The following is a 12,969-nucleotide window of genomic DNA, read 5'->3' as shown; positions in this document are numbered from 1 at the left end:
ATCAGATCTTTCTGAAACTCTTACTCCAGCTTCAAGAATCCATTTTTCCGCGCGATAGGTCTGGGGAGCCCTATCAACCACCGCGGCATGGATTGCGCACTCTTGAGGTAAATCCCCATGTCTCTTCGCAACATGAACATCGCACCGAGGGCATTTCTCGGCTTTGCATTCATCGGCTGCCTGATGCTGTTCCTGGGCATTTTCGCCCTGAACCAGATGAGCAATATTCGCGCGGCGACCGTCACCATCTCCACCGACAACATGCCCAGCATCCAGAGCATCGACGAGTTCACCCAGCAGATGCTGCGCCTGCAGGTGCTGTCCTATCGCCTGGTGATCAACCGCGGTCCCGAGGTGCAGGCCAAGACCCGCGAGTCGCTCGAACTCGGCAACCAGCAGATCGAAAAGATCCGCACCACCTATGAAAAGCTGGTCAGCAGCCCGGAAGAGAGCGAAGCCTACGACCACTACCTCAAGCTGCTGGCCGAATACCGCAAGCTCGAAGAGCGCATCAAAGAGCTGTCGCGCAACAACCAGTTGAGTGAACTGCAAGAGGTGCTGAACAACGAGCTGATGAAGAACTCGCAGCAGATCAACAAGGTCCTGAACCTGCTGGTACAGATCAACAGCCAGCGCTCCAAGGCCGCCAACGAGCAGGCCGCCGAGGAATACGCCTCGGCATTCAACCTGGTGGTGGCCCTGCTGGTCCTGTCTACCACCCTGACCGTGGTGTTTGCCTGGTTGCTGACCCGCAGCATTACCCAGCCCATCGCCGACGCCTTGCATGCCGCGGAACACATCGCCGGAGGCGACCTCACCCAGAGCATCCAGGTCAACGGCCGCGACGAACCCGGGCGTCTGTTGCAGGCCATGGCGACCATGCAGGAAAAACTGCGCCAGACCCTGCTGCATATTTCCGGCTCCGCCGGCCAGCTAGCCTCGGCCGCCGAAGAGCTGAACAGCGTCACCGACGAAAGCGCCCGCGGCCTGACCCAGCAGAACAACGAAATCGAACAGGCGGCCACCGCAGTGAACGAGATGACCTGCGCCGTCGAGGAAGTCGCACGCAACGCCGTGAGCACCGCCGAGGCTTCGAACGACGCCACCCAGTCGGCCAGCGAAGGCCGCAACCTGGTGCGAGAAACCGTCAGCGCCATAGAGCTCATGAGCAGCGAAGTGCAGAGTTCGGCCAACAGGATCAGCGAACTGGCCGAGGAGTCGCGCGACATCGGCAAGGTGCTGGACGTGATCCGCGGCCTGGCCGACCAGACCAACCTGCTGGCCTTGAACGCCGCGATAGAAGCCGCCCGGGCTGGCGATGCCGGACGCGGTTTCGCCGTAGTCGCCGATGAAGTACGCGCCCTGGCTTATCGCACCCAACAATCGACCAGTGAAATCGAACGCATGATCGGCAGCATCCAGAGCGGCACCGAGCACGCCGTCGAGTCAATGCGCACCAGCACCGAGCGCGCCGACTCGACCCTGAGCATCGCCCGTGGCGCCGGCGGTGCACTGGACACCATCAACACCGCGGTCAACGAGATCAACGAGCGCAACCTGGTCATCGCCAGCGCCGCCGAGGAGCAGGCCCTGGTGGCCCGCGAAGTGGACCGCAACCTGGTGAACATCCGCGACCTGTCGGTGCAATCGGCCACCGGCGCCAACCAGACCAGCGACGCCAGCCACGAGCTGTCACGCCTGGCCGTGGACCTGAACAACATGGTGGCGCGGTTCACGTTGTAGGGCCCCGCACCCAGTCGCCAACAGCCGCGATCGCCGCCTGCGCCAGCCACTACGGACTGCCATGAAGTCCGTCAGTGGTCGGCGCCAGGCGGCGATTTTTTGCCGCCTGTAAACAGGCGCAAAAGCTTTTTGACAGCATCGTATTTCAACAGGTTAGAATCGCTGGCACGCAGACTGCATGGTCAGTTTGTGCCCGCCTTTCTGCTTCTGGAGTACTGCCTTTGAATGCGACGACCATCAACAGCCTGTTCTTGATCGGCGCGTTGCTGGTAGGTGCGAGCATTCTGGTGAGTTCCCTTTCGTCCCGCCTCGGTATCCCGATCCTGGTGATCATCCTGGCCGTGGGCATGGCCGCCGGCGTCGACGGCGGCGGCATCATTTTCAACAACTACCCGACCGCCTACCTGGTGGGCAACCTCGCACTCGCGGTGATTCTCCTCGACGGCGGCCTGCGCACCCGGGTCTCGAGCTTCCGCGTGGCCTTGTGGCCGGCGTTATCGCTGGCCACCGTCGGCGTGATGATCACCACCGGCCTGACCGGCATGGCGGCCGCCTGGCTGTTCGACCTGAACCTGATCCAGGGCCTGCTGATCGGCGCCATCGTCGGCTCCACCGACGCCGCGGCGGTGTTCTCGCTGCTGGGCGGCAAGGGCCTGAACGAGCGGGTCACCGCCAGCCTGGAGATCGAGTCGGGCAGTAACGACCCGATGGCGGTGTTCCTCACCGTGACCCTGATCGACATGCTCGCCAGCGGCCAGACCGGCCTGCACTGGAGCCTGCTGGGGCATCTGCTGCGCGAATTCGGCATCGGCGGCCTGATCGGCCTGGGCGGCGGCTGGCTGATGCTGCAACTGGTGAACCGGATCAACCTGGCCACCGGCCTGTACCCGATCCTGGTGATCGCCGGCGGCCTGGTGGTCTTCGCCCTGACCAACGCCCTGCATGGCAGCGGCTTCCTTGCGGTGTACCTGTGCGGCCTGGTGATCGGCAACCGCCCGGTGCGCAGCCGCCACGGCATCCTGCATATGCTCGACGGCATGGCCTGGCTGTCGCAGATCGGCATGTTCCTGGTGCTCGGCCTGCTGGTCACGCCCCACGACCTGCTGCCCATCGCCCTGCCGGCGCTGGGCCTGGCGCTGTGGATGATCCTGTTCGCCCGCCCGCTGTCGGTGATGGTCGGCCTGTTGCCGTTCAAGGCCTTCCATGGCCGCGAGAAAGCCTTTATTTCCTGGGTCGGCCTGCGCGGCGCGGTACCGATCATTCTCGCGGTGTTCCCGTTGATGGCCGGGCTGCCCGAAGCCCAGCTGTACTTCAACCTGGCCTTCTTTATCGTGCTGGTGTCCCTGCTGGTGCAAGGCACCAGCCTGCCGTGGGTCGCCAAGTTGCTGAAGGTCACGGTGCCACCGGAACCGGCGCCGATCTCCCGCGCCGCCCTGGAAGTGCATGTCACCAGCGAATGGGAGCTGTTCGTCTACCGCCTCGGCGCGGAAAAATGGTGCATCGGCGCAGCGTTGCGCGAGCTGAAAATGCCCGAAGGCACCCGTATCGCCGCCCTGTTTCGCCACCAGCAACTGCTCCATCCGTCGGGTAGTACGGTGCTGGAAGCCGACGATCTGCTCTGTGTCATCGGCCATGAACACAACCTGCCGGCCCTCGGAAAACTCTTCAGCCAGGCACCGCAACGAGGCCTCGATCTGCGCTTCTTCGGCGACTTCGTTCTCGAAGGCGACGCCCAGCTGGGCGCGGTTTCGGCGCTGTACGGGCTGAAACTCGAAGGGCTCGATCCGGACATGCCGCTGAGCCGCTTCATCACCCAGAAAGTGGGGGGCGCTCCAGTGGTCGGCGACCAGGTGGAATGGAACAACACCATCTGGACCGTTGCCGTGATGGAGGGGAACAAGATCAGCAAAGTGGGCGTCAGATTCCCCGAAGGAAGTCGCCCGGGCCCCGGACTCTTCCTCTAAACTGCCTAACTTCTCATCCAGCTTGACCGGTCTTTATGCCAATCCTGCGTACCCTTTTCGCCATTGCCCTGCTGGGCCTGAGCCTTTCTGTCGGCCCACTGCAAGCGGCCGAGCCGCCCAGTGCCGAGTCCGTCCAGCAGAGCCTGGATAAAATCGCCGAGCGCAAATTGCCGGAAGCCGATCAAAAGGCCCTGCAAGCGGTGCTGCAACAGACGCTGACCCAGCTGTCGAACAAGCAGGATTACGAGCAGCGCCTGAACGATCTCAAGCAGCAGCTGAGCAATGCCCCGCGCCAGACCAGCGAGAACCAGCGCGAGCTGACCCGCCTGAAGGCGACCAAGGTGGTGCCGGTGGCCCAACGTTACGCCAACCTGCCGGTATCGCAGCTCGAACAGTTGCTGACCGAGCGCACCACCCAGCAGGGTGACATGCAGAAAGCCCTGGCCGAGGCCAACAGCCTGGCGATTACCGCGCAGACTCGCCCCGAGCGCGCCCAGGCCGAGATCAGCAGCAGCCAGACCCGCACCCAGCAGATCAATACGATCCTCAAGAACGGCAAGGACGCCGGCAAGCCGATCAATGCCGACCAGCGCAATCAGCTCAATGCCGAACTGGCGGCGATCAACGCGCTGATCCCGCTGCGCCGCCAGGAACTGGCCGGCAACAGCCAGCTGCAGGACCTGGGCAACAGCCAGCACGACCTGCTGATGGAGAAGACCGCGCGCCTGGAGCAGGAAATCCAGGACCTGCAGACCCTGATCAACCAGAAGCGCCTGGCCCAGTCCCAGGAAACCGTCACCCAGCAATCGATCGAAGCGCAAAAGGCCGGCAGCAGCAGCCTCCTGGCCACCGAAAGCGCGGCCAACCTGAAGCTCTCCGACTATCTGCTCAAAAGCACCGACCGCCTCAACGAGTTGACCCAGCAGAACCTGCAGACCAAGCAGCAGCTCGACAGCGTGACCCAGAGCGATGCCGCGCTGGACGAGCAGATCAGCGTGCTCAAGGGCAGCCTGCTGCTGTCAAAGATCCTCTATAAACAGAAGCAGGCGCTGCCGCACCTGCGGCTCGACCGTGACCTGGCCGACCAGATCGCCGACATCCGCCTGTACCAGTTCGAGGTCAACCAGCAACGCGAGCTGATCAGCAGCCCCAGCAGTTACGTCGACAACCTGCTGGCTACCCAGCCATCCGAACAAGTCACCCCGCAGCTGCGCAAAACCCTGCTGGACCTGGCCATCACCCGCGCCGACCTGCTGGAACGCCTGAGCCGCGAGCTGAGCGCGCTGCTCAACGAATCCATCACCCTGCAGCTCAACCAGAAGCAACTGCTGAGCACCTCGCAAAGCCTGCGCGCAACCCTCGACGAACAGATGTTCTGGATTCCCAGCAACAAGCCGCTGGACAGCGAATGGCTGCAGACCATACCGCTGCGCCTGGCAAAACAGGTCACCACCCTGCCCTGGTCGTCCAGCCTGAGCGAGCTGGCCGACGGCCTGGCGCAACGGCCGCTGCTGTTCCTGCCCTTGCTGTTGCTGATCGCGGCCCTGCTGTGGCGGCGCAAGAACCTGTACCTGCGCCTGAACAAGGTTCACAAGGACATCGGTCACTTCAAGCGCGACAGCCAATGGCACACGCCGCAGGCGATCCTGGTCAACATCCTGCTGGCGATGCCGGTCGCCCTCGGCCTGGCGCTGTGCGGCCTGGCCTTGCAGATCGACGCCCGCGGGCAGAACGCCAACCTCGGCGCAGCGCTGCTGCAGATGGCCCAGGCCTGGCTGGTGTTCTATACCGCCTACCGGATCCTCGCCCCCGGCGGCGTGGCGGAACTGCACTTTCGCTGGGAAAAGCCCCAGGTCGAATTCCTCCAGAGCTGGGTCCGTCGCCTCGGGCTGGTGGTCATGGCGCTGGTGGCGGTGGTCGCCGTGGCCGAACATCAACCGGCAGCGCTGGCCGATGACGTGCTCGGCATCGCCGTGGTCCTGACCTGCTACGCCCTGATGGCCTGGCTGCTCAGCCGCCTGCTGCTGAGCAGCCCGACGCACCAGAACGCCTCGCTGTTCCGCAAGGCGGTGGCGGTGCTGTTCACCGCGCTGCCGATCGCTTTGTTCATCGCCGTGTGCTTCGGCTACTACTACACCGCGCTGAAGCTCAGCGACCGCCTGATCAATACCTTGTACCTGCTGATGTTCTGGCTGGTGATCGAAGCCACTTTCGTCCGCGGGCTAGGCGTCGCCGCCCGGCGCCTGGCCTACCAGCGGGCCCTGGCCAAACGCCAGGCCGCCAAGGAAGCCGGCGACGGCGAAGCGGTGGTCGAAGAGCCGACCCTGGACATCGAGAAGGTCAACGAACAGTCCCTGCGCCTGATCCGCCTGGCCCTGCTCGGTGGTTTCATCGCCGGGCTGTACTGGGTCTGGTCGGACCTGATCAGCGTGTTCTCCTACCTGGACAACATCACCCTCTACGAATACACCAGCGGTACCGGCGCCAACATGAGCATGGTGCCCATCAGCATCGGCGACATGCTCGGCGCGCTGATCATCGTCGGCATCACCTTCGCCCTGGCGCGCAACCTGCCTGGGCTGCTGGAGGTGCTGGTACTGTCCAGGCTGAACCTGGCCCAGGGCAGCGCCTACGCGACCACCACGCTGCTGTCCTATGTGATTGCCGGCGTCGGCTTCGTCTCGACCCTGTCGACCCTCGGCGTCAGCTGGGACAAGTTGCAATGGCTGGTGGCTGCGCTGTCGGTGGGCCTGGGTTTCGGCATGCAGGCGATCTTCGCCAACTTCATCTCCGGCATCATCATCCTGTTCGAGCGGCCGGTGCGCATCGGCGACACCATCACCATCGGCAACCTGTCGGGCACGGTGAGCAAGATCCGCATCCGCGCCACCACCATCACCGACTTCGATCGCAAGGACATCATCGTCCCGAACCAGACCTTCATCACCGGGCAACTGATCAACTGGTCGCTGACCGACACCGTCACCCGGGTGACCCTCAAGCTCGGCGTCGACTACGGTTCGGACCTGGACCTGGTCAAGGAGCTGCTGCTCAAGGCGGCCCGCGATAACCCGCGGGTACTGAAAGAACCCGAGCCGCATGTGTACTTCCTCAACTTCGGCGAAAGCACCCTGGACCACGAACTGCGCATGCACGTGCGCGAGCTGGGGGACCGCAACCCGGTGCTCGACGAGGTCAACCGCTTCATCAACCGCGAGTTCAAGAAGCAGCACATCAACATCTCGTTCCGCCAGATGGAGGTCTACCTGAAGAACCTCCATGGCCAGGAATACAAGATGGTACCCATCGAGCCGGAGACCAAGACCATCGTCCCGCTGCCCGACGGCAAACCGCAGCAGGAACCGCCCTCCAGCAGGCTCGACTAAGGGCGCTATCCCTAGCAGAATGCTCGGACATTCTGCTGGAGATGGCCGTTGAAAGCCCTCGACGAACTGAGCTTCGACAATCGCTTCGCCCGCCTGGGCGACGCGTTCTCAACCCATGTGCTGCCCGAACCGATCGACCATCCACGCCTGGTGGTGGCCAGCCCGGCGGCCATGGCGCTGCTGGACCTGGACCCCGAGGCCGCCGAAAGCCCGGTGTTCGCCGAGCTGTTCGGCGGGCACAAGCTATGGGCCGAAGCCGAGCCTCGGGCGATGGTCTATTCCGGGCATCAGTTCGGCTCCTACAACCCCCAGCTAGGCGATGGTCGCGGCTTGCTGCTGGGCGAGGTGTACAACGCCGCCGGCGAACACTGGGACCTGCACCTCAAGGGTGCCGGCCAGACCCCCTACTCGCGCATGGGCGATGGCCGCGCCGTACTGCGTTCGTCGATCCGTGAATTCCTCGCCTCCGAAGCGCTGCACGCCCTGGGTATTCCGACCACCCGGGCGCTGTGCGTGATCGGCTCCGACACCCCGGTCTGGCGCGAGAAACAGGAACGCGCAGCAATGTTGCTGCGCATGTCGCCCAGCCATGTCCGCTTCGGCCACTTCGAATACTTCTATTACACAAAGCGCCCCGAGCAGCAGAAACAGCTGGGCGAGCACGTGCTGGCCATGCACTTTCCCGAGTGCCTGGAACAGCCGGAACCCTACCTGGCGATGTTCCGCGAAGTAGTCGAGCGCAATGCCGAACTGATCGCCAAATGGCAGGCCTACGGTTTCTGCCACGGGGTGATGAACACCGACAACATGTCGATCCTCGGCGTGACCTTCGACTTCGGGCCGTTCGCCTTCCTCGACGACTTCGATGCGCATTTCATCTGCAACCATTCCGACGACCAGGGGCGCTACTCGTTCAGCAACCAGGTGCCGATCGGCCAGTGGAACCTCAGTGCCCTGGCCCAGGCCCTGACGCCCTTCATCAGCGTCGAGGCCCTGCGGGAAACCCTCGGCCTGTTCCTGCCGTTGTTCCAGGCCCATTACCTGGACCTGATGCGCCGCCGCCTCGGCCTGACCAGCGCCGAAGAAGAGGATCAGAAGCTGGTGGAGCGCCTGCTGCAACTGATGCAGGGCAGCGGCGTGGACTACAGCCTGTTCTTCCGCCGCCTGGGGGATGAATCAGCTGAACTGGCCGTGGCCCGGCTGCGCGACGACTTCGTCGACCGCCAGGGCTTCGATGCCTGGGCCGATCTGTACAAGGCCCGGGTCGCCCGCGAACAAGACGACACTCAAGAACAGCGCCGCGCGCGCATGCATGCGGTCAACCCGCTGTACATCCTGCGCAATTACCTGGCGCAGAAGGCCATCGATGCCGCCGAGCAAGGGGATTACTCCGAGGTGCGCCGCCTGCACGCGGTGCTGAGCAAGCCGTTCGAACAACAGGCCGGCATGGACAGCTACGCCGAACGACCGCCCGAATGGGGCAAGCACCTGGAAATCAGTTGCTCGTCCTGAGCCTCAGATAAATACCTCGGCCGAAACACCGAAGCGCTCGGCCAGCCAGCGGATCTGTCGCAGGTTGAGCTGGCGCTTGCCGCTCAGTACTTCCGAAACCACCGACTGCGCACCCACGCCTGGCAGATCACTCTGGGTCAGGCCGTGTTCGCGCATCAGGGAGCGCAAGACGTCAACGCCACTGGCTATCGGCATCGGTCGATGCTCTTCGTCGTAGGCTTCGATCCAATCGCCGATGATGTCCACCAGCGAAGTCACTGGATGGTTCTCGTCCTCTCCCATGAGATCCAGCAGTTCATCCAGCGCCGCGACCAATGCATCGTAATCGGCTTCAGTATTGGGTTTACGCAACACAGGGGCCACGAAATGCCAATGATCCGCCGCCTGCTTCACCAGAACGTTCATCCGGTCTCCTCCTTCCACCTGCCCTTGTCGTATTCGTGATGGTCCAGCACGTGCCTGATATAGAGACGTCGCACCTCATAACGCACCACGGTGATGATTCGTAACTTGTTGCCGCCAATATCGAAGACGTGAAACGCCCCCACTTTGTCGGTGGCCGGAAATACTGCCTTGATGGCTGCAAAATCGGCCGGATTGAGGCTTTTGACTTTTCTGTACCAGGTCTCCAGCGCATTGGCCGATTGTGGCCAGCGGCTCTTGGCCTCCCAGATTCGTTTGGCGGTGATGATATGCATGCAATGTCCCTATCGCATATTGCTATAGACGGTAGTGTCGGAAGCGCGCCATAGCAAGTTGCTATGCGCTTGAACAGACCAACGGCATAAACCCATGGCTCCGTTTCAGCCTAGATTCACCAGCCGCCACGCATCTCAAAGATGTATGAAGGAATGCAACAGACCCGCCCCTCGCTTGATAAACCTTGCGCCAGACTCCAGATAACGCCCATCGCCCACTTATCCCGGAGCCCCCCTCATGTCCGATCCACTGCTGATCCCCTGCCCCCATTGCAACGGTTTGAACCGCATCCCCGCCGAGCGCCTGGGCGACCAGCCCAAATGCGGGCGCTGCAAAGGCCAGGTGTTGCTGAGCCAGCCTTTCGAACTGAAACAAGGCGACTACGCCAGCCAGATCAAGGGCGACCTGCCGTTGCTGGTGGATGTCTGGGCGGATTGGTGCGGGCCGTGCAAATCCTTCGCGCCGGTATTCGAGCAGGCGGCGGCGCAATTGGCGGGCAAATGCCGGCTGGCCAAGCTCGACAGCGAGGCCAACCAGCAATTGTCGGCGCAGTTGGGAATTCGCTCGATTCCGAGCCTGATTCTGTTCAAGAACGGACGGGAAGTAGCACGCCAGAGTGGCGCCTTCCCGTTACCGCAGTTGATGAGCTGGTTGCGCAGCCAGGGCCTCTGACCGCTATTTCAAAAGCACCTTGAACCGTAGGAGCGAGGCTTGCCCGCGATGAGTGCCTGACATTCAACATCGTCGTCGGTTGTCAGACCGTTATCGCGGGCAAGCCTCGCTCCTACAGAAGAGCGTCAGGCGCTTTCCAGCAGGTTGTGCAGGTCGACGAATTGCTGGGTCAGCTTGTGCCGGGGGTCAAGGTGGATCAGCGGCAGGCTGGCCTGGTGGGATTCGCGCATGCGCACCGAACTGGCCAGGTACACCGGCAAGACCGGCAGGCCTTCGGCAATCAGTTCATCGAGCATCTGCTGGGGCAGGCTGGCGCGGGCCTGGAACTGGTTGACCACGATGCCTTCGACCTGCAAGTCCTCGTTGTGGTCGTCTTTGAGCTCTTCGATTTCAGCCAGCAGGCCGTACAGCGCCTGGCGGGAAAAGCTGTCGCAGTCGAAGGGAATCAATACGCGATCGGCGGCAATCAGCGCCGAAACCGCGTAGAAGTTCAGGGCCGGCGGGGTGTCGAGGTAGATCCGGTCGTAGTCCTCGGCCAATTCGTCCAGCAGTTTGCGCAGCTTGTTGATCTTGTGCTTCGCCTCAAGCTTGGGCTGCAGATCCGCCAGCTCGGCGGTGGCCGTCACCACATGCAGGTTGTCGAACGGCGTTTCGTAGATATCGACCTGGTTCTTCTTCGAGAACGGTCCGGAAGACAGGGTCTGCTTGAAGAAGTCGGCGATCCCCATGGGAATGTCGTCGCCGGTCAGGCCGGTGAGGTATTGAGTGGAGTTGGCCTGGGCATCCAGGTCCACCAGCAGCGTGCGATACCCTTCGCTGGCGCTCACAGCCGCCAGATTGCAGGCAATGCTCGACTTGCCGACTCCCCCTTTCTGATTGAACACCACGCGCCGCATGTCAGAACCTCCCTGCATCAAAGATCACCGAGTGTAGTAGCGAGCAGCGCTGCTTCGCTACCTCGCTGACGGCAGAGCGCCAAGCCCGTTGCCATGACCGGAATCGGCCTAGACTTTCTGAAAGTCTGCGCGCCTCCCGCCCGGTGCCACTCAATAATGGCCAAATGACACTTTTCTTCTGTCGAATGGGTCATTTCCACTGAGTGAAACATAACCAATGTTTGCTACCAGCCAGTCACACCGGGATAATGCGCGCCACTCGGCTGTAGCTCCGTGCCAGGTGAGTCTTCGATCGAAACGCCTGACCACGTCAAGTAAGCCCGCAGGGGCGGGATGAATTTTCAAGTGATCAACTTCAACATCGCTCAATGGCGCGCGTGGGCCCCTGGGCTCGAAAGCGTGGACGATTGGCAGGCCTGGAGCCGACAACCAGTCGTGCTCGAGAGCAGCGATGCCGCCCCCGACGTGTCGTTTCTACCGGCCATGCAACGCCGGCGCCTCAGCCGTCTGGCGCGCATGGCCTTCAGCGTGGGCTGGCCGCTGGCCGAAGGCCTGGAACAACTACCGTTGGTCTTTATTTCCCGGCATGGCGAAACGCCGCGGACCTTCGACATCCTCAGCGACCTGGCGGCCGACCAGCCATTGTCCCCGACCCAGTTCAGCCTCTCGGTACACAACGCGGTGATCGGCCTGTGGTCGATCATGCGTGGCGAAACCAGCGAAATGACCGCCCTCGCCGCCGCCGGCGACGGCCTCGAACACGGCATGCTAGAGGCCGCGGCGCTGCTCGAGGAAGGCGCCCCGGCAGTGCTGCTGGTGGTCACCGAAGAGCAGCCGCCCGCCGCCTATGCCACCTGGATCGACGACGTGCCTTTTCCCTATGCGGTGGGCCTGTTGCTGACCCCCGGCAAAGAGTGGCAACTGACGCTCGGTGCCGCCACCGAGGAAGCGCCGCGCGCCGAGTGGCCCCATGCCCTGAATCTCTTGCGTACCCTGCTCGGCGAGCAGACCTCCTGCCAACATGCCTGGAAGAACCGTGTATGGAACTGGCAACGCAACCTGTAAACACAAAACCCCGCGACGCCTACTACTGGCGCCTGGTCGCCACCGCGGCGAGCTTTGCCTTGTTCGGCCTCGGTGGCCTGTGCCTGCGCCTGGTGATTTTCCCGCTGCTCGCCTGCCTGCCCGGCGACGCCGAAGCGCATCGCCAGCGCGCGCGGCGCACCATTGGCCGACTGTTCTGGCTGTTCATCCGGTTCATGGCCCGCAGCGGCGTGCTGACCTATGACGTCGAAGGCGCGGAAAAGCTCGGCCGCCCCGGACAAATGATCATCGCCAACCACCCGTCGCTGATCGACGTGGTGTTCCTCATCGGCCTGGTGCGCAACGCCAACTGTGTGGTCAAGCAGAGCCTGTGGCAGAACCCGTTCACTCGCGGCCCGATACGCGAAGCCGAATACATCAGCAACGACGGCAGCATGGACATGCTCGACGCCGCCGGCGAAGCCCTGCGCAATGGCCAGACCCTGGTGATCTTCCCCGAGGGCACCCGCACCCCGCCGGGCCAGGCGCCGGCCTTTCATCGGGGGGGCGCGGCAATCGCCTTGCGGGGTGCGAGAATCATCACCCCGGTGGTCATCAAGGTCAGCCCGACCACCCTGACCAAGGCCGAACCCTGGTATCGCATCCCGATGCGCCGCGTGCACTTCAGTTTTCGCGTCGGAGCCGATATAGACCCGTATGCCTTTGCCGCCCAAGGCCCCGCACCGCAGGCCTCGCGCAAGCTCAACGATTATTTGCATCACTACTTCATTAAGGAGCTCGCCGAAGATGAGCGATCTGCACCAGGAAATTAAAATGCTGATCATCGATGCCCTGGGCCTCGAAGACATCAGCGTGCAAGACATCGGCAACGAGCAGACGCTCTTCGGTGAAGGCCTGGGCCTGGACTCGGTCGACGCCCTGGAGCTGGGCCTGGCGATCCAGAAACGCTACGGCATCAAGATCGACGCCGACGCCAAGGACACCCGCAACCACTTCACCAACGTGGCGAGCCTTGCGGCGTTCGTCACTGCAAAACAGGCAGCTTGAGACCGG

General features: G+C 62.9%; 11 protein-coding genes and 1 pseudogene. 9 read left to right on the top strand and 3 right to left on the bottom strand.

The window, feature by feature from the left end:
• Positions 1-117 precede the first annotated feature (117 nt).
• From PVZ78_RS31850 to selO, 5 genes and pseudogenes are all read left to right on the top strand, one after another.
• A pseudogene (locus tag PVZ78_RS31850) lies at positions 118-888 on the top strand (MCP four helix bundle domain-containing protein); the annotation flags it as partial.
• Complete coding sequence (locus PVZ78_RS31845) at positions 871-1,743, top strand: methyl-accepting chemotaxis protein (protein ID WP_371925787.1); 873 nt, start codon at positions 871-873, stop codon at positions 1,741-1,743. The pseudogene PVZ78_RS31850 and the gene PVZ78_RS31845, both read left to right, overlap by 18 nt.
• A 221-nt stretch (positions 1,744-1,964) precedes the next feature.
• The gene (locus tag PVZ78_RS22820) at positions 1,965-3,707 is read left to right on the top strand and encodes a potassium/proton antiporter (RefSeq protein ID WP_009046634.1); all 1,743 of its coding nucleotides are present in this window, start codon (positions 1,965-1,967) and stop codon (positions 3,705-3,707) included.
• Positions 3,708-3,742: 35 nt separating this feature from the next.
• A complete protein-coding gene (gene mscK / locus PVZ78_RS22815) occupies positions 3,743-7,093 on the top strand; it encodes a mechanosensitive channel MscK (protein WP_009046633.1) in 3,351 nt (1,116 codons plus the stop codon).
• A gap of 48 nt (positions 7,094-7,141) precedes the next feature.
• On the top strand, positions 7,142-8,605 hold the full coding sequence (gene selO / locus PVZ78_RS22810; protein WP_016704471.1) for a protein adenylyltransferase SelO: 1,464 nt from the start codon (positions 7,142-7,144) through the stop codon (positions 8,603-8,605).
• A gap of 3 nt (positions 8,606-8,608) precedes the next feature.
• On the opposite strand, the gene PVZ78_RS22805 is transcribed toward selO, so the two are convergent.
• Together PVZ78_RS22805 and PVZ78_RS22800 are read right to left on the bottom strand one after the other, a co-directional pair.
• Complete coding sequence (locus tag PVZ78_RS22805) at positions 8,609-9,010, bottom strand: helix-turn-helix domain-containing protein (protein WP_009046631.1); 402 nt, start codon at positions 9,008-9,010, stop codon at positions 8,609-8,611.
• Positions 9,007-9,303 carry a type II toxin-antitoxin system HigB family toxin gene (locus tag PVZ78_RS22800; RefSeq protein ID WP_016704470.1) on the bottom strand — a complete coding sequence of 99 codons (297 nt, stop codon included), beginning with the start codon at positions 9,301-9,303 and terminating at the stop codon, positions 9,007-9,009. The genes PVZ78_RS22805 and PVZ78_RS22800 overlap by 4 nt, the downstream gene beginning before the upstream one ends.
• 238 nt (positions 9,304-9,541) lie before the next feature.
• Here PVZ78_RS22800 and trxC point away from each other — a divergent pair, with 238 nt between their 5' ends.
• Positions 9,542-9,976, top strand: a complete 435-nt coding sequence (trxC, locus tag PVZ78_RS22795; RefSeq protein WP_016704469.1) for a thioredoxin TrxC — start codon at positions 9,542-9,544, stop codon at positions 9,974-9,976.
• A gap of 125 nt (positions 9,977-10,101) precedes the next feature.
• Here trxC and PVZ78_RS22790 read toward each other — a convergent pair whose 3' ends face one another.
• Positions 10,102-10,872, bottom strand: coding sequence for a ParA family protein (locus PVZ78_RS22790; RefSeq protein ID WP_007926828.1), 771 nt, complete (start codon positions 10,870-10,872; stop codon positions 10,102-10,104).
• A 333-nt stretch (positions 10,873-11,205) separates the two neighbouring features.
• On the opposite strand from PVZ78_RS22790, the gene PVZ78_RS22785 reads away from it, so the two are divergent.
• The 3 genes from PVZ78_RS22785 to PVZ78_RS22775 are packed head-to-tail and all read left to right on the top strand — an operon-like array spanning position 11,206 to position 12,963.
• Positions 11,206-11,937 carry a beta-ketoacyl synthase chain length factor gene (locus tag PVZ78_RS22785; protein WP_036985559.1) on the top strand — a complete coding sequence of 244 codons (732 nt, stop codon included), beginning with the start codon at positions 11,206-11,208 and terminating at the stop codon, positions 11,935-11,937.
• Positions 11,913-12,728 carry a lysophospholipid acyltransferase family protein gene (locus tag PVZ78_RS22780; protein WP_016704468.1) on the top strand — a complete coding sequence of 272 codons (816 nt, stop codon included), beginning with the start codon at positions 11,913-11,915 and terminating at the stop codon, positions 12,726-12,728. The genes PVZ78_RS22785 and PVZ78_RS22780 overlap by 25 nt, the downstream gene beginning before the upstream one ends.
• On the top strand, positions 12,703-12,963 hold the full coding sequence (locus tag PVZ78_RS22775; RefSeq protein WP_007926834.1) for a phosphopantetheine-binding protein: 261 nt from the start codon (positions 12,703-12,705) through the stop codon (positions 12,961-12,963). The genes PVZ78_RS22780 and PVZ78_RS22775 overlap by 26 nt, the downstream gene beginning before the upstream one ends.
• Positions 12,964-12,969 lie beyond the last annotated feature (6 nt).

This window comes from Pseudomonas sp. SBT1-2, assembly GCF_028640875.1.
In the GTDB taxonomy this organism is placed as follows: domain Bacteria; phylum Pseudomonadota; class Gammaproteobacteria; order Pseudomonadales; family Pseudomonadaceae; genus Aquipseudomonas; species Aquipseudomonas chlororaphis_I.
This window is presented reverse-complemented; position numbering and strand designations above follow the sequence as displayed.

Bases quoted from the DNA above. Each gene is read 5' to 3' on its own strand.
- mscK (WP_009046633.1), top strand. From the start codon at position 3,743: ATGCCAATCCTGCGTACCCTTTTCGCCATTGCCCTGCTGGGCCTGAGC.
- PVZ78_RS22805 (WP_009046631.1), bottom strand. From the start codon at position 9,010: ATGAACGTTCTGGTGAAGCAGGCGGCGGATCATTGGCATTTCGTGGCC.
- trxC (WP_016704469.1), top strand. From the start codon at position 9,542: ATGTCCGATCCACTGCTGATCCCCTGCCCCCATTGCAACGGTTTGAAC.
- PVZ78_RS22780 (WP_016704468.1), top strand. From the start codon at position 11,913: ATGGAACTGGCAACGCAACCTGTAAACACAAAACCCCGCGACGCCTAC.
- PVZ78_RS22785 (WP_036985559.1), top strand. From the start codon at position 11,206: ATGAATTTTCAAGTGATCAACTTCAACATCGCTCAATGGCGCGCGTGG.
- PVZ78_RS22790 (WP_007926828.1), bottom strand. From the start codon at position 10,872: ATGCGGCGCGTGGTGTTCAATCAGAAAGGGGGAGTCGGCAAGTCGAGC.
- PVZ78_RS31845 (WP_371925787.1), top strand. From the start codon at position 871: ATGGCGACCATGCAGGAAAAACTGCGCCAGACCCTGCTGCATATTTCC.
- PVZ78_RS22775 (WP_007926834.1), top strand. From the start codon at position 12,703: ATGAGCGATCTGCACCAGGAAATTAAAATGCTGATCATCGATGCCCTG.
- PVZ78_RS22800 (WP_016704470.1), bottom strand. From the start codon at position 9,303: ATGCATATCATCACCGCCAAACGAATCTGGGAGGCCAAGAGCCGCTGG.